This window comes from Kingella denitrificans ATCC 33394 (genome assembly GCF_000190695.1).
Classification (GTDB): Bacteria; Pseudomonadota; Gammaproteobacteria; order Burkholderiales; family Neisseriaceae; genus Kingella_A; species Kingella_A denitrificans.
Genome location: NZ_GL870929.1, coordinates 1,861,344 through 1,875,179 on the forward strand (window position 1 = coordinate 1,861,344; position 13,836 = coordinate 1,875,179).

Genomic DNA, 13,836 nt, shown 5'->3' on the forward strand with positions numbered 1-13,836 from the left:
GATTATACCGAACGGGCGGCGCAGCCGAATATCCGGATTTGCCGTGGGTTGATTGAATGTGCAGGCTGCTTTTTCAGGTGGCCGCCTTGCCCGATTTATTTTCTTTCTTTATTATCCCGCACTTTGTTTTACCCGAAGAAAGAACGCCATGTCTGTCTCCTTTGTCCGCACCGCGCTTCTGGCCGGCCTCGTTTGCCTGTCCGCCGCCTGCTCCAGCCTCGATTCCAGCATGAAACGCTATGTCGGCAAACCCATCGATATTGTTTACGAACGCTACGGCCGCGAACCCGACGTCGCCCGCAAAAGAGTGGGCGAAAACCGATATTCCTATTTCTGGCGATTCACCTACTACTACCCCGGCGGCCGCGAATACCAAGGCAGCAGCCAAAACGGTCCCGTCATCACCAATTATTACAGCAACGTCTGCTACGGCCAGCACAGCGACCGCACCTTTTTCACCGATTCGGAAGGCATCATCATCGATTACCATTGGGCGCTCAGCAATTCATGGCGCGTGAATTGTAACAATCATGTTTTGGGACGGCCGCCACGATAAGGCCGCCTGAAAACGCGAGCTTCCACGGTGTTGGAACACAAAAGCAGCCTGCACATTTATAAAACAAAGTGCAGGCTGCTTTTTGCATGCTTAAATGTTTTGCAATTTGCGGCATAAATCGCGGCGGTATTTCTGCTGCTGCCGGCGCAGATAAAATTTGACCAGCCAGCGCGGCAGCCATTTTTTCAGCGTAATGTCTTCGGCAAAATCCAACTCGGTGCAGTTGTCGTCCAATGCGGTAAAACGCCCCGTCCAATGTCCGGAAAAATAGTCGTTTTCCATGTCAAACGCCCATAAATGCGGCGGCTGCATTTGGGTAACGCGAAACAGTGTGGCAGCACCGGATTGGGTGTGCTCGACAAACTGTGTGTCGTCCAGCCGTTCGATTTTGGCCAAATCGCTGCGCCATGCGTAGTCGGTCAGTGAAGTAACGGTGCGCCACACGGTTTGGATGTTGGCGGGGACGGTGTAGCGGATGCGGGATTGGACGGTCATGGGGATTCCTCTGCGTTCGGGTTAAACGGGATTTCAGGCAGCCTTTCACAGCAAATATTTACCCGCTTCGCGCAGGCTCAGTTTGGCCATTTTGTGCCGGTGGCGGTCGATAAAGTCTTGTACCCATGCGGGGTTGTTTTTGCTGTAATCGCGCAATGCCCAGCCGATGGCTTTGTTGATGAAAAATTCTTTTTGCCCCAGATTGTTGCAGATGATTTTTTCCAGCAGCGCGGTGTCAGTGTGCTGTTTGCGGAGCAGTTGGTGATCGATGGAGACGCGGCGCAGCCAGATGTTGTCGTCGGTACTCCATGCCAATAGGATGGTGTTGACTTCGGGGTGGCGCAGGGCAATGCCGCCGACAATGCGGTCGAGTACGTCGGAGCTGTCCCACCATGATTTTTCGGTAATCAGCGTCTGCAAACGCGGGATGTCCTGCGGGGTCAGGTGCTGCTGCATTTTTTTCAGATATTCGAGCGCGGCGTATTGCAATTCGCGGTGCGGGTCATCCCAGCAGCGGCGCACAAAATCCCAATCGACCGGCTGTTTGGCGGCGTCTTTGAGAAACGGGCGGCACAGGCGGGCGAGCTGGGGTTTGCCGATACCGAAATAGGCAAAACGGTGTTTCATGTATGCCTGCATTGGCACGGCGCGTTCTGGGTTGGCGTGTTGTTGCAGGACGGCGAGCAGGGCTGGGTAGTCCATAGGGTTTTCCTTATCTTGGGAACGGGCGGGGTTCGGGTCGTCTGAAAGGGTTTTGAATTGGGATGCAGGCTGCTCTTTTTTGTTTTCAGGTAGCCGGGAAACGCTTGGCCGCTACTTCCAGCATTTTCCATTCGCCACCGCTGCCGTGGTAGGTTTCGGCATCAATCTCGAACACGGCGTTGCAGTGCGTGCATTGGAAATAGTGGGTCAGGCAATCGTACCAGCCGTGCAGGCGGCGGTTGCCCTGCGGGTCGGTGTCGATGATGTAACCGCTGCGGGCGAAGGTTTCGACATAATCGGTGTTGATGTGTTCCGCTTGGGAATAGGAGAGCGTGATGTCGGCCAGCGTGCCGTCTGCCAGGCGGTCGGCGGCGCGCAGCAGTATTTTCGACAGTTTTTGCGGGGTTTGGATGCGGACGGTGGGGCGCAGGTCGGCGCAGTAATCGCACATGGTTCGGGCCTTTCGTGGGGAACATTGGGTGCAGGCTGCTTTTTAGGCTGCGTTGTCGAGATAGGGGTGTTGTTGCAAGATGGTGTCTATTTCCGCTTTGCGCCATGCGGCGTAATCGGGGTGGATGGCGGCCAAAAGTTCGAGCTGTTTGGCAAACAGGATGCGGCGGAAGTCTTGGTCGGGCAGGCGGTGGTCCAGTTCGTATTGTCCGGCGATATAGTGGGTGATGTCTTGCAGCGGATAATACAGGAAACGGTGCAGGTCGGCGGCGCCTTCGTCGCAGTAAATTGTGCCGCGTTCGGCGATGATGTAGCGGTATGGGGCGTGCGGGTTGTCATCGCGGTAGGTGATGGTGGTGCCGTCTGAAAAGGCTTCGGTGGTGCTGTCGGCGAAATAGAGCCAGTTCAGGCAGTCGTCGGGCAGCCCCGCACGGCGCACGGCGGCGAGGAGTGCATCGCGAACTTGGCGGATTTTTTGGCGCAGGATGACGAGGGAGTTGGCTGGCATAATATTCTCCTTGCGGGTTTACAGGGTGCAGGCTTCAGGTTCTTCCCCGTCGGTTCAAAATGGCCGTTTCGTTGAAATAGAGTTTGGCGGTGGTTTTCTGCATGGGGGATTCCTTGACGGGATTGGGACAGGCTGTGCTTGATTGGTGAAGTGCAGGCTGCTTTTAAAGTTGCAGACGGCTTCAGGCTACCTGAAAATGGAGTTCCTGCGAAGCCAAAAAGCAGCCTGCACTTTCAGCCAGCCTTCCCCACTGCCCGTTGCACCCCGAAAATCGAAGCCAGCACCAGCGCGAAGCCCGCCAGCGATTTCGCGTCCATGTCCTGGCCGAGGAACAGCCAGCCCAGCACGAAGGCGCAGACTGGGCTGAGCAATCCCAGCGACGACACGGCGGCGGGCGGCAGTTTAGCGATGCCGTCGAACCACAGCACATAAGCCAGCACCGCGCCGAACAAGCACAGATACAGGTAGCCGTCGATGTTGGCCGCGCTTAACGTTTCCAGCGGCGGTTCGGCCAGCAGGGCGACGGGCAGCAGGCACAGTCCGCCGATAAACAGCTGCCAGCCGGTGAACGCCAACACGGGCAGCGAAGTGCGGCGGTGTTTCGACAAATACACGCCCAAGGCCATCGCCGCCGCGCCCGCCAGTGCCGCCAAAATGCCCAGCGTGTCATAGCGCGCCTGCGGCGACAGCACCAACAGCGCAATCCCCGCCACGCCCGCCGCCGCCCAGCCCCAAGCCGCTTTCGGCGGCATGGTTTTGCCGATTAACCAAGTGAACACCAGCACCATCAGTGTCTGCGTGGAACTCAGCACCGCCGCCAATCCGCCCGGCAAACGGTACGCCGCCACAAACAGCATGGCCTGGAAAAAGCCGATGTTCAGAAACCCGAGCAGGGCGACAAAGCCCCATTCGCCGCGCCGAGGCAGCCTGCGCGTCCACGCCAACAGCAACAGCCCGGCGGGTAAAACACGGATAAGCGCGGCGGTGAACGGGCGGTTCGGCGGCAGGAATTCGGTGGTCACGAGATAAGTGCTGCCCCAAATCAGCGGGGCGAGTGCGGTGGTGAAAATGGCAACGCGGCTTGTCATGACGTTGTTCCTGAAGGTTTGGGGTATTTAACTTGAAATCGAGATAAATAATAAAACATAATTAGCTTGAAATCAAGATAATTTAAGCCGCAGGTTTGGGAAACGCGTTTTCAGACGACGTTTTTCTTTTAATAATAATTTAGTAATGGTCATTTAACACAGTCATCATCACCTTCTTTTGGTTACTTAGAAGGTTTATAATAAGGGTACTCTAACAACTTGTCTAAATTAGAATATTTCATCTAAGGAAGCGATATGACTATTAAATTTCTATCGTCTGATATTTTAACAAAAGAGCCTGTTGAGATAACTATTGATAGTACAACAGATAATGAGCAACAACAGAAATATCAAGCACTATTACAAAAATCATTCAATCAGATTTTGGATGCAGAAAATATCCTTATTCTTGCTGGTTCTGGAACATCGTTAACGTTTAATACAGACGAAGAAGGGCATGTAGCTCCTAGCATGTCAGATCTTTGGAATGCTTGTCGTGAAATGAATGAAACAATTTTTGACGATATTAGAAATTATACAAAATACGATAAATTTGCCAGCAAGTGGAAAGATGAAAACGACAACACACAAATTGATTGCAATATCGAATTACTTTTATCCCTTTGCGACACTTTCTTATCTCTAAAAAGTCAACTATCTGAACGAAAATTAAAGCGATTAGAGAAATTCGTTGCCGATGCTAAAAATAAAATATTAGAGAAAACGGATTTTACCGAGGATATTAAATACCCATCAAGTTGGCAACACCATGATAAACTTCTGCGCGTTTTTGGGAAAAGACAAACCAAACAAAAACGTTTAAAAATATTTACGACCAATTACGATTTGGCATTTGAAACTTCCGCCTCAAATATTGGCATGACTGTTATAGATGGTTTTGAATATTCCAGACCATATCGCTTCAATCCATCTTGGTTTCATTACGATATTGTTCACAGATCCCAAACTACCGATAAATCGAGTAGTTATCTGCCAAATGTATTTCATCTTTATAAAATTCATGGTTCTGTTGATTGGATTAGAACCGAACAGGGTATTCAAAAAAGAAGAACCAATAAACAAGAAGGTGAGCCAGTTATTATCTATCCAAGTAGCAATAAATACCAAACTTCTTATGAATCACCATATTTGGATATGATGTCTAGCCTGTTAAACTCAATTCAACAGCCTAAAACAGCTATTATATGCTTGGGTTTTGGTTTTAACGATAAACATATAAACAATGCAATTACTATGGCATTAAGAACAAATCCTGAATTATTGCTAATGGTTGGAACACGTTCTTTATTTGATGAAAATGGTTCTTTCAATAAAGAAATAAGAAAGTTATTTATGGATGCCGTAAAAGTAGGAGATTCAAGAATTTCTCTTATAGATAGTAGTTTTGCTGATTTTGTTAATCTATTGCCGAAAAGAAACAAGGAAACACCTGAAGAAAATATATTCAAAGTATTCCAACAAATGGCAATGGGAGGCTCCCATGATTGATTGGTTTTCACCGTATGATGCGCAACGAAGAGTTGGCAGCCTAATAGAAATTTCCGCTACGGAAGCTAAGATCAATTTAACTAAAGCTGGAACAGGTGAGCAAGTTTGGCTACTTGGCAACAAAATTCCGATTGGTGAAGTTAATGAATTTATCTTCATTGACTGTGGGCAGACTGCTATTTTAGGTCGTGTTATCAAGGTCTGGCTTGAAAACGGTGAAAGACTGAGTGTTGATAGCTTAGATGATTCTTATGCCAATAATAACCCGATAGGTCTGGTTCAATTATTGGTCAGCATTGATGTTGAGACAGGTTTTAATCACAGAGGGATTAAACAATACCCTAAATTGGGGGCACAAATTTATGCGGCACATCCACAATTAGTGTCTTTACTCGCTGAAGGAAAAATCAATAACCAAAATGATGATATTCAATTACCCGTTGCCGAAATATCAGGTGATTCATCGGTTACAATACATTTAACGCCGGAAAAGCTATTTTCCCGTCATTGCGCCGTATTGGGCTCAACAGGCGGCGGAAAAAGTTACACAATAGCAAATCTTATCAGCAATGTGCACCAACATGGCGGTAAGGTATTACTGATAGGTGCAACCGGAGAATACGAAAATCTTCTTTGTGAAAGTTATTATGTCGGAGAACATCCTTATGCAACACTGCAAAATAAAGTAACTTATCCACATTGGATGTTTACCGATTCCGATATAAGAGCTTTACTTAGACCGTCAGCTCAAAGCTAGGCTCCGAAGCTTGAAGAAGCAATTCGCAGTCTAAAAGTTGTTACGCAATATCATAATCAGCAAAACCATGAATTATCAATAACCCAAACATATAATTTAGAAAAGGCAGAAAAAGCCAAACAGCCTTTTGAAACAGCTGTTAGAAATATCCAACAAAATTTCTCAATTATCCCTTGGAAATTTTATGCGCTAGCAGAACAAATTATTGCAGAGTGTGTTTTCCCAACAGGCGGGACATATCAAACACCTAACCCATCAATTTGGGGAAAACGAGCAGATAACGATGTAGGCTATTGTTTAAGTCTAATTTCTCGTATAAAAGCAATGCAAAATAACATTCACTTGAAATGGATGTTGGACTGTGATTCTAGTCTAAAAACCATTCCAAGTATTATTGATAACTTATGCCAACCTTCAAATAAAATCGTACGATTAGATTTATCTGCCGTTCCCTTTGAAGCAAATGCCAGAGAATTACTGGTTAATGCAATTGGCAGAAAATTGCTTGCTTGTGCGAGAGACAATCAAATCAGTCATGAAAATCCATTGCTCGTATTTATTGATGAATCACATCAATTTTTAAATAAATCTATTGGTGATGAAATCAGTAAAATGAATCTGACTGCTTTTGGCGATATTGCCAAAGAAGGTAGGAAATATGGATTAAATGTTGTTATTGCAACCCAAAGACCAAGAGATATTCCTGAAGATGTGCTAAGCCAAATCGGTACGCTTATTGTTCATCGCCTGACTAATGAAAAAGATCAGGATATTGTGAAAAAAGCCGTTGGCTCAATTGATAACAGGTCTGCCGCATTTCTACCTGTCTTAGGGCAAGGAGAAGCATTATTACTAGGCATTGATTTTCCTTTCCCTATGAAAGTCAAAATGAAGACACCTGATACCAAACCAAGCTCTCGGAGTGCATCCTTCTCTACAGTATGGAAAGTGAGTAGCTAAATAATTTAAATAAGAAAAGTCTGTGCATGTGTATGCTTTGCACATTCTATATTGTTGTGTTAAAGCAATGTCAGGCAAAAGCCAACAGATATTGCTTACAGACGACCTTTAAAGACTACCTGAAAACATTATCTTCTACGAAGCAAAAAAACAGCCTGCACGTTTAACACCATGTGCAGGCTGCTTTTTTAGAGTGGGTATGGCGGCGATACGCCATGCAAATCTTTAATACTGGAAACTTGAAGGGGTTTGCTCTCTCTCAGGATAAGGGGGTTCGGGTGCAGGCTGCTTTTAAATTTTCAGGTAGCCTTTCAGACGGCCTGAATATCTGTCCGAAGGCCGTCTGAAAGCCTTATTGTTTCGCCGCCCCGCCTTGACGGCAGCTTCGTTTCGCTGCATTATGGCACAGCCGAAAGGCAATGATATTCCTTGTAATCCAATACATTAGGAGATAAAACATGACCGACGCACACAAAATCTACACCGCATGGACGCAGATGTGGAACGGCCATCTTGATATTGCCGACGAATTGTTGTCGCCCCATTTCAAAGCGCACCTGACCGCCGACTCCACCCCGCCGCCCGCACCCGTTACCGACATTGCCAGCGCGAAGGCCTGGATTGCCACCATCCGCGCCAAAGCCGATTTGCATTACGAACTCGTGCTCGGCCCGTTTTGCGACGGCGACATGATTTCCGCCTATTGGCGCGTTACCGCCACGCTCGGCGACAAAACCGCCGTCAAAGTCGGCACGGATTTCCTGAAAGTCAAAGACGGTAAAATCACCGACTGCTGGACGATGAACAACAACGCCGCATAAAGCGAAGCCCGATGGGTTTCAAGCAGCCTGCACTTGGATTTTGCAAAGTGCAGGCTGCTTTTTTTGCACGTTCGGCTTGTAGGCCAGGCTAAATCAGCCCTGCCTTCTCCAATCCCATCAGACCGTCCATGCTGCCTGCCGGGGTGGCAAAAGCCACGTTCAGGCGGTTCCAGACGTTGATGGTGTTGATGACGTGGGTCAACGCCACCAGTTCTTCTTCATCAAAATGGGCGCGTACCGCTGCGTAGTCCGCATCGCGGACACCTTGTTCGGAGATGCGGATCAAATTTTCCGCCCATTGCAGCGCGGCCCGTTCTTTTTCGGTAAACAGGGTTGATTCGTGCCAAACGGCCAAATGGTGCAGGCGCAGTTCTCGCTCGCCGTACAGCTTGGCTTCTTTGACGTGCATATCAACACAAAAAACGCAGCCGTTGATTTGTGAAACACGCAGTTTCACCAAATCTTTCAGGGTACTATCCAGCGTGAGGCTTGCTTCCAAGGCCAGCAGTGCCTTATAGGTATTAAGAGCATATTGGGAATAGTGCAAGCGCATAAGTCCTCCAAATAAATGAATGAGCGGGTGGGAAATTTGGCCTATCGGAAGCCTTCTTTTTCAAGTGCAGGCTGCCATCAGTCAAAACTCTTGATTTTATAGTGGATTAAAATAAAAATGAGACAAGGCGGCAACGCCCGCCGTGTACGGGTAGTACATAAGGGCGTTGGCAACGCCGTATCATTGCAATTTTAATCCACTATACCAACCGGGGAATGTCTGTGTTGCTGATTTTCAGGCGTTTATTCAATCCAATCAACCACATCGTCTACTGCCTGCCGCGTTTTGGCGCGCTTGGGTTCGCCTGCGCGATAGCCAAACGCCGCCATGACGCTGACGCGGTATTCGTCAAGATTGATTAAACCTTTTTCCAACAGCAGTTTTTCCACATTTTCTTTTTGAAAGCCTTCCATCGGCGTGGAATCCACACCAATCAACGCGGCAGCGGTCATCATATTCGCCAACGCGATATAGGTTTGCTTGGCTGCCCAGTCGTTAAATGCGCGCGGATTATCGGCAATGGCAAAATCGGTTTCGGCAAACTGTTTGAAAAATTTTTGTATCATTCCAACGGTTTCAGACGGCATTCCATGCACGCTGCCCCAGATTTTTTCTTCATAATCCGCCTGCATGGCAGCCTGCGTGCGCGCCAACAAAATCACAAAATGGCTGCAATCCATGATTTTTTCCGCCGCGCCCCATGCGATGCCGCGCAACTCTTCGCGCAGCGCAGGGTTTTGCACCACCAAAAACCGCCAAGGTTCCAGCCCGAACGAACTGGGCGACAGGCGTGCGGTTTCCAGAATATAAGCAAAATCATCGGCAGGGATTTTCTTCGCCGCATCATAACTTTTGCAGGCGTGGCGGAAACGGAAGGCGTTTAAAACGGCTTGTTTATTGGCAAACATGGTTTTTTCTGTAAATTTATCTTGACTTCAAGTTAAATATAAATGGAGATTAACTTGAAGTCAAGATAAAATAATCGCCATTGAAAACCGAACGGAGCATTCTATGACCGAACACCTTGATGCAGCCGCCCGCGCCATTGCCCAATGGAAGCAGGAACTGCCTGAATTGGCCGCCGAAAATATGCTGTTAATCGGCCGTCTGAAACGCGCCGCTGCCGTCATCGCGCGCGAATTGGAAAAAATTTACGGAGAATACGGTTTAACCGAAGGCTCGTTCGATGTGCTGGCCACTTTGCGCCGCAGTGGCGCGCCTTATACGCTGACCCCGACCGAGCTGTTCTCATCGCTGATGGTAACGTCCGGCACCATGACCACGCGCCTGAAAAATCTGGAAAACCAAGGCTTAATTGACCGCCTGCCCAATCCAGACGATGCCCGCAGCCTGCTGGTCCGCCTGACGGATAAAGGCAAAGAATTGATTGAAAAAGCCGTGTTCCCGCATGTGGAAAACGAAAAGCGGCTGCTGGAAAAGCTGGATGCGGACACCCGCACGCAACTCGAACAAGGATTGGCGGCATGGCTGAGGGCTTTGGAGACGTGAAGGCCGTCTGAAAACATAAAGTCGGCACAATAAAAAGCAGCCTGCACTTTGTTTGCCAAATGTGCAGGCTGCTTTTTCTGCCCGAACTGCAATCCCATCAATAATCGGGTCGCTTTCACCTAGGTCTTTCCCTAAACTTGAGCCGTTTTCAACAGCAATACTGGGAAAAGACTATGTCAAACCTATTGGATTTAAAAGATAAAACAGCCGCCGTCATAGGTGCGTCGTCAGGCATCGGGCGCGCAGTTTCGCTACTGTTGGCGGAACACGGTGCCAATGTTGTTTTGTGTGCCCGCCGTACCGACAAACTGGAAGAAACCGCCGCCCTGATTCGTGCACAAGGCGGACGGGCGGTTACCGTGGCAGGCGATGCGGTGTTGCCTGAAACGCACGAAACGGTTGTCCGCACGGCGCAGCGCGAGTTCGGCGGCTTGGACATCGCAATCAACAATGCAGGCATGCTTGGTGCGTACAAGCCTCTGGCGGAGCTTTCTCCCGAAGAATGGCGGGCTACGCTGGACGGCAATCTGACTGCCGCCTTCCTCGGCGCACGCAGCCAAATCCCCGCCATGCTGGCACGCGGCGGCGGTGCGATGGTATTCACGTCCAGCTTTGTCGGCACCAGTTGCGCCCTGCCGAACATGGGTGCATACGGCTGTGCCAAAGCCGCACTTTCCGCATTGGCCAAAAGCATTACCGCCGATTACGCCGCCCAAGGCATCCGCGCCAACGCCCTGCTGCCCGGCGGCTCGGACACGGAAATGATGTCTGCCGACCCTCAACAGCGCGCGTGGGCAGAAGGGCTGCACGCGGTCAAACGCATTGCCCGCCCGGAAGAAATCGCTGCCGCGATTTTATTTTTGGTCAGCCCGATGAGCAGTTTTATCACGGGTGCGGCAATATCTGCGGATGGGGGAAATTCGGCGGTAAAATAGGTTTTCAGACGGTCTGAAAGCGTAAAAAAGCAGCCTGCACTTTGTGTTGTGAATGTGCAGGCTGCTTTTTTATGCCCGAACCGCAACCCCATCAACAATCGGGTCGCCACCCGGCTGCTTTGTGCGTATCCTAACGCTATGAAACTTCAAAACAACTCCATGTCCCCGAATCAAACCCGCCAATTCCTCCGCATTGCCCGCGCCATCGAATACCTTTACGACCATGCCGCCGAGCAGCCCGATTTGGCGCAAGTGGCGGCGGCAGTGCACGTCAGTCCCGAGCACTTGCAGCGCGAATTTTCCGCATGGGCGGGCATCAGCCCGAAAAAAATGCTGCAACACATCAGCATCAGCCGCGCCAAAGCCGCCCTGAAAAACAGCGAAAGCGTGGCGGAAGCGGCGCACAGCGGCGGACTGAGCGGCACGGGGCGGCTGCACGACTTATTTGTCGGCATCGAAAAAATGACTCCGGGTGAATACAAAAACGGCGGAGCAGGCCTGCAAATCCATTACAGCCTGATTCCCGGCCCCTTCGGCGACCTGTTGGCAGCGGCAACAGACAAAGGCATCTGCTTCATGCGTTTTTCAGACGACCCCTCCGCCGCACTGGACGAATTGCGCGCCGAATATCCGAACGCTCGCCTAACCGAACGGGAAACCGCATTCCACCGACAAGCCGCCGATATCTTCCGCACACAGCGCGGCTGCGTTACCCTGCACATCAAAGGTACACCCTTCCAGCTCAAAGTGTGGCAGGCCTTGCTCGATATTCCCGCAGGCAGCCTGCAAAGCTACGGCACGGTGGCGCAGCGCATGGGTTCGCCCACCGCCGCGCGTGCCGTAGGGACAGCCATCGGGCAGAATCCCGTTGCATTACTCATCCCCTGCCACCGCGTTATCCGCGAAAGCGGCATCATCGGCGGCTACCGCTGGCAACGCGGGCGCAAAATGGCGATATTGGCGCACGAATTGGGAGACACTGATGACGCTTGACCTCTTCCCCGAAACCGCCAACCCGCACGCCAACCTTCTGCCCTACGACGGCATCGTCAGCGATTTCGGACGGATTTTCACCATCGCCGAAGCTGACCGTTATTTTGAAATTTTGCAGCGTGATATTCCCTGGCGGCACGACGAAGCCGTGATATCCGGCAAGCACATCATCACTGCCCGCGAAGTCGCGTGGTACGGCGACACGTCCTACAACTACGGTTATTCCGGCACAAACCGCATCGCCCTGCCGTGGGGCGGCATCTTGCCCGAACTCAAAAACCGCGTGGAAGCCGCCATCGCCGACATCTGCCCCACCCGCTTCAACTCCTGCCTGCTCAACCGCTACAACAACGGCAACGAAGGCATGGCGTGGCACAGCGATGAAGGACAAGGTCTAGCCAAAGACAGCGCCATCGCCTCCCTCAGCCTCGGCGCAACGCGCAAATTCGCCTTCAAACACAAAGAAAGCAAGGAAAAACGCGAAATGTGGCTGGAACACGGCCAGCTTATCGTCATGCATGGCGAAACGCAGAAACACTGGCTGCACACCATCCTGAAAAGCACCCGCATCCAAGAGCCGCGGATTAATCTGACGTTTCGGGTGATGGCGGGATGAAGGGGAAGAAGCCGTCTGAAAACTGAAAAGCAGCCTGCACTTCAAATTTCAAAGTGCAGGCTACTTTTTTCAATATAGTGGATTAAAATTGTAATGATACGGCGTTGGCTCGCCTTGACGTACTATTCGTACGCCTTGCGGCTCGCTGCCTTGTCTCATTTTTATTTTAATCCACTATACTTCATCAACCCAATGCCTTTGCCAACGCCACCCCTACGCCTTTGGCGGATGCCGGATTTTGACCGGTAATCAGACGGCCATCCACCACCACGTTTTCCGCCCAGTTCGGTGCGGCATGGTGTTTTGCGCCGTGTTCAACGAGCGCGGTTTCCAGCAGGAAGGGGACGATTTTAGCTCCGCCCGTTGCTTCTTCTTCGGCGTTGGTGAAAGCGGCAACGTTTTTGCCGCTGACCAGATATTCGCCATTAGAAAGTTTTGCGTCCACCAGTGCGGCAGGGCCGTGGCAGACGGCGGCAACGATACCGCCGTTTTCGTACACTTCGCGGATAAGGCGTTGCGCGTCAAGGCTTTCGCGGAAATCCCACATCGTACCGTAGCCGCCGGTAAACAGAATGGCGGAATAGTCCGCGCCGTTCAGACCGCCCAGCCCGGGCGCAGCTTGCAAACGTTGTTGCAGGTCAGTTTGCTGCCAGTAATGGGCGTTCACGGGGTCATCCATATTCAGGCTGTCGGCATCAACGGGGGCGACTCCGGCTCGGATGGCGGCGATTTCGCTTCGGTGCCCGGCGGCTTCGGTTTCGTGCATGGGGTGCGTGAGTTCGGACAACCAAAAGCCGGTGGGCTGGCCGCTTGCACCTTTAACGGCATTGCTGGTTACAACGTAGAGAATGGGTTTGTCGGACATGTGTGTCTCCTGTCTGCAAGGTTGGTAAATAAAGGCTGGTTTTCAGAGGAGCTTTTGGCTGTATTCAGCCGTCTGAAATTTAAAAACAATATTAGTTTGTCTATGAAAAGCGGAGCTTTTGTGAAACTGAAAGCAGCCTGCACTTTGATGCAATTAGGGTTGTCACTGCTTTATTCATGTTTTCAGGTAGCCTCAATCCGCCACCGAAGCCGCCACCCATTTCACCACCAACGGCCGCACGCCGAGCAGGCTGGCGAATGCCACCGGCCAAGTAATCAGATACGATTTCAACAAGCGCTGCAGGTAGCCCGCGTCGATACCGGTATTCAGCGCCACCAGCACCGCGCTCACAATCAGCACCATCACCGCCGAAGCGTAAAAAGAAAACAGTACGCCCGCGTATTTTTTCGGCAATTTTTTCATCTCGTTCCCCTCAAAAAATCCATATCGTGCAGTTTAAACCGTTTATAAAAACACGAAAATAAGATAAATTGGCAAACACAGCTAAAAAATGCACAA

At 50.5% G+C, this 13,836-nt stretch carries 18 protein-coding genes; 9 read left to right on the plus strand and 9 right to left on the minus strand.

The features are described 5' to 3' along the window. Positions 1-148 precede the first annotated feature (148 nt). On the plus strand, positions 149-556 hold the full coding sequence (locus HMPREF9098_RS09245; protein ID WP_232618006.1) for a hypothetical protein: 408 nt from the start codon (positions 149-151) through the stop codon (positions 554-556). Positions 557-646: 90 nt separating this feature from the next. Here the strand turns inward: HMPREF9098_RS09245 and HMPREF9098_RS09250 are convergent, their stop codons facing one another. The 5 genes from HMPREF9098_RS09250 to HMPREF9098_RS09270 all read right to left on the minus strand — a co-directional run bounded on the left by HMPREF9098_RS09250 (position 647) and on the right by HMPREF9098_RS09270 (position 3,799). Continuing rightward, positions 647-1,051 carry an SRPBCC family protein gene (locus tag HMPREF9098_RS09250; RefSeq protein ID WP_003784200.1) on the minus strand — a complete coding sequence of 135 codons (405 nt, stop codon included), beginning with the start codon at positions 1,049-1,051 and terminating at the stop codon, positions 647-649. A 45-nt stretch (positions 1,052-1,096) separates the two neighbouring features. Further along, positions 1,097-1,753: a DNA alkylation repair protein gene (locus HMPREF9098_RS09255; RefSeq protein WP_003784201.1), complete on the minus strand. Its 657-nt coding sequence runs from the start codon at positions 1,751-1,753 to the stop codon at positions 1,097-1,099. Positions 1,754-1,838: 85 nt separating this feature from the next. Continuing rightward, complete coding sequence (locus tag HMPREF9098_RS09260) at positions 1,839-2,204, minus strand: hypothetical protein (protein ID WP_003784202.1); 366 nt, start codon at positions 2,202-2,204, stop codon at positions 1,839-1,841. 42 nt (positions 2,205-2,246) lie between these two features. Continuing rightward, positions 2,247-2,711 (minus strand): Imm63 family immunity protein, encoded by a 465-nt coding sequence (locus HMPREF9098_RS09265; RefSeq protein WP_003784203.1) that lies wholly within the window; start codon positions 2,709-2,711, stop codon positions 2,247-2,249. A 233-nt stretch (positions 2,712-2,944) separates the two neighbouring features. Then, positions 2,945-3,799: an EamA family transporter gene (locus HMPREF9098_RS09270; RefSeq protein WP_003784204.1), complete on the minus strand. Its 855-nt coding sequence runs from the start codon at positions 3,797-3,799 to the stop codon at positions 2,945-2,947. Positions 3,800-4,054: 255 nt separating this feature from the next. On the opposite strand from HMPREF9098_RS09270, the gene HMPREF9098_RS09275 reads away from it, so the two are divergent. The 4 genes from HMPREF9098_RS09275 to HMPREF9098_RS09285 all read left to right on the plus strand — a co-directional run bounded on the left by HMPREF9098_RS09275 (position 4,055) and on the right by HMPREF9098_RS09285 (position 7,846). Beyond that, positions 4,055-5,308: an SIR2 family protein gene (locus HMPREF9098_RS09275; protein WP_003784205.1), complete on the plus strand. Its 1,254-nt coding sequence runs from the start codon at positions 4,055-4,057 to the stop codon at positions 5,306-5,308. Further along, positions 5,301-6,065, plus strand: coding sequence for a helicase HerA domain-containing protein (locus HMPREF9098_RS12130; protein WP_003784206.1), 765 nt, complete (start codon positions 5,301-5,303; stop codon positions 6,063-6,065). Before HMPREF9098_RS09275 ends, HMPREF9098_RS12130 begins: the two co-directional genes overlap by 8 nt. 351 nt (positions 6,066-6,416) lie before the next feature. Beyond that, complete coding sequence (locus HMPREF9098_RS12135) at positions 6,417-7,025, plus strand: ATP-binding protein (RefSeq protein WP_232618041.1); 609 nt, start codon at positions 6,417-6,419, stop codon at positions 7,023-7,025. A gap of 458 nt (positions 7,026-7,483) precedes the next feature. Then, on the plus strand, positions 7,484-7,846 hold the full coding sequence (locus HMPREF9098_RS09285) for a nuclear transport factor 2 family protein (protein WP_003778828.1): 363 nt from the start codon (positions 7,484-7,486) through the stop codon (positions 7,844-7,846). An 88-nt stretch (positions 7,847-7,934) separates the two neighbouring features. Here HMPREF9098_RS09285 and HMPREF9098_RS09290 read toward each other — a convergent pair whose 3' ends face one another. Then, complete coding sequence (locus tag HMPREF9098_RS09290) at positions 7,935-8,345, minus strand: carboxymuconolactone decarboxylase family protein (protein WP_232618009.1); 411 nt, start codon at positions 8,343-8,345, stop codon at positions 7,935-7,937. Positions 8,346-8,641: 296 nt separating this feature from the next. Next, complete coding sequence (locus tag HMPREF9098_RS09295) at positions 8,642-9,307, minus strand: NAD(P)H-dependent oxidoreductase (protein ID WP_003784213.1); 666 nt, start codon at positions 9,305-9,307, stop codon at positions 8,642-8,644. Between the two features lie 103 nt (positions 9,308-9,410). On the opposite strand from HMPREF9098_RS09295, the gene HMPREF9098_RS09300 reads away from it, so the two are divergent. The 4 genes from HMPREF9098_RS09300 (at position 9,411) to HMPREF9098_RS09315 (ending at position 12,452) form a co-directional block, all read left to right on the plus strand. After that, a complete protein-coding gene (locus tag HMPREF9098_RS09300; RefSeq protein WP_003784215.1) occupies positions 9,411-9,908 on the plus strand; it encodes a MarR family winged helix-turn-helix transcriptional regulator in 498 nt (165 codons plus the stop codon). A gap of 173 nt (positions 9,909-10,081) precedes the next feature. Beyond that, a complete protein-coding gene (locus HMPREF9098_RS09305) occupies positions 10,082-10,843 on the plus strand; it encodes an SDR family oxidoreductase (protein WP_003784216.1) in 762 nt (253 codons plus the stop codon). A gap of 159 nt (positions 10,844-11,002) precedes the next feature. Further along, a complete protein-coding gene (locus HMPREF9098_RS09310; RefSeq protein WP_040564421.1) occupies positions 11,003-11,836 on the plus strand; it encodes a bifunctional transcriptional activator/DNA repair enzyme AdaA in 834 nt (277 codons plus the stop codon). After that, positions 11,826-12,452: an alpha-ketoglutarate-dependent dioxygenase AlkB family protein gene (locus tag HMPREF9098_RS09315; protein WP_003784220.1), complete on the plus strand. Its 627-nt coding sequence runs from the start codon at positions 11,826-11,828 to the stop codon at positions 12,450-12,452. The genes HMPREF9098_RS09310 and HMPREF9098_RS09315 overlap by 11 nt, the downstream gene beginning before the upstream one ends. A 184-nt stretch (positions 12,453-12,636) precedes the next feature. Here the strand turns inward: HMPREF9098_RS09315 and HMPREF9098_RS09320 are convergent, their stop codons facing one another. Both HMPREF9098_RS09320 and HMPREF9098_RS09325 read right to left on the minus strand, forming a co-directional pair. Further along, entirely contained in the window at positions 12,637-13,317 is a 681-nt protein-coding gene (locus HMPREF9098_RS09320) for a type 1 glutamine amidotransferase domain-containing protein (protein ID WP_003778834.1), read from the minus strand. Between the two features lie 192 nt (positions 13,318-13,509). Continuing rightward, positions 13,510-13,740, minus strand: coding sequence for a DUF2798 domain-containing protein (locus HMPREF9098_RS09325; RefSeq protein ID WP_003784226.1), 231 nt, complete (start codon positions 13,738-13,740; stop codon positions 13,510-13,512). Positions 13,741-13,836: the final 96 nt, after the last annotated feature.

Coding starts and splice junctions, on each gene's coding strand:
- HMPREF9098_RS09285 (WP_003778828.1), top strand. CDS start 7,484: ATGACCGACGCACACAAAATCTACACCGCATGGACGCAGATGTGGAAC.
- HMPREF9098_RS12135 (WP_232618041.1), top strand. CDS start 6,417: ATGTTGGACTGTGATTCTAGTCTAAAAACCATTCCAAGTATTATTGAT.
- HMPREF9098_RS09270 (WP_003784204.1), bottom strand. CDS start 3,799: ATGACAAGCCGCGTTGCCATTTTCACCACCGCACTCGCCCCGCTGATT.
- HMPREF9098_RS09255 (WP_003784201.1), bottom strand. CDS start 1,753: ATGGACTACCCAGCCCTGCTCGCCGTCCTGCAACAACACGCCAACCCA.
- HMPREF9098_RS09275 (WP_003784205.1), top strand. CDS start 4,055: ATGACTATTAAATTTCTATCGTCTGATATTTTAACAAAAGAGCCTGTT.
- HMPREF9098_RS09265 (WP_003784203.1), bottom strand. CDS start 2,711: ATGCCAGCCAACTCCCTCGTCATCCTGCGCCAAAAAATCCGCCAAGTT.
- HMPREF9098_RS09260 (WP_003784202.1), bottom strand. CDS start 2,204: ATGTGCGATTACTGCGCCGACCTGCGCCCCACCGTCCGCATCCAAACC.
- HMPREF9098_RS09300 (WP_003784215.1), top strand. CDS start 9,411: ATGACCGAACACCTTGATGCAGCCGCCCGCGCCATTGCCCAATGGAAG.
- HMPREF9098_RS09315 (WP_003784220.1), top strand. CDS start 11,826: ATGACGCTTGACCTCTTCCCCGAAACCGCCAACCCGCACGCCAACCTT.
- HMPREF9098_RS09310 (WP_040564421.1), top strand. CDS start 11,003: ATGTCCCCGAATCAAACCCGCCAATTCCTCCGCATTGCCCGCGCCATC.
- HMPREF9098_RS09245 (WP_232618006.1), top strand. CDS start 149: ATGTCTGTCTCCTTTGTCCGCACCGCGCTTCTGGCCGGCCTCGTTTGC.
- HMPREF9098_RS09250 (WP_003784200.1), bottom strand. CDS start 1,051: ATGACCGTCCAATCCCGCATCCGCTACACCGTCCCCGCCAACATCCAA.
- HMPREF9098_RS09320 (WP_003778834.1), bottom strand. CDS start 13,317: ATGTCCGACAAACCCATTCTCTACGTTGTAACCAGCAATGCCGTTAAA.
- HMPREF9098_RS09305 (WP_003784216.1), top strand. CDS start 10,082: ATGTCAAACCTATTGGATTTAAAAGATAAAACAGCCGCCGTCATAGGT.
- HMPREF9098_RS09295 (WP_003784213.1), bottom strand. CDS start 9,307: ATGTTTGCCAATAAACAAGCCGTTTTAAACGCCTTCCGTTTCCGCCAC.
- HMPREF9098_RS09325 (WP_003784226.1), bottom strand. CDS start 13,740: ATGAAAAAATTGCCGAAAAAATACGCGGGCGTACTGTTTTCTTTTTAC.
- HMPREF9098_RS12130 (WP_003784206.1), top strand. CDS start 5,301: ATGATTGATTGGTTTTCACCGTATGATGCGCAACGAAGAGTTGGCAGC.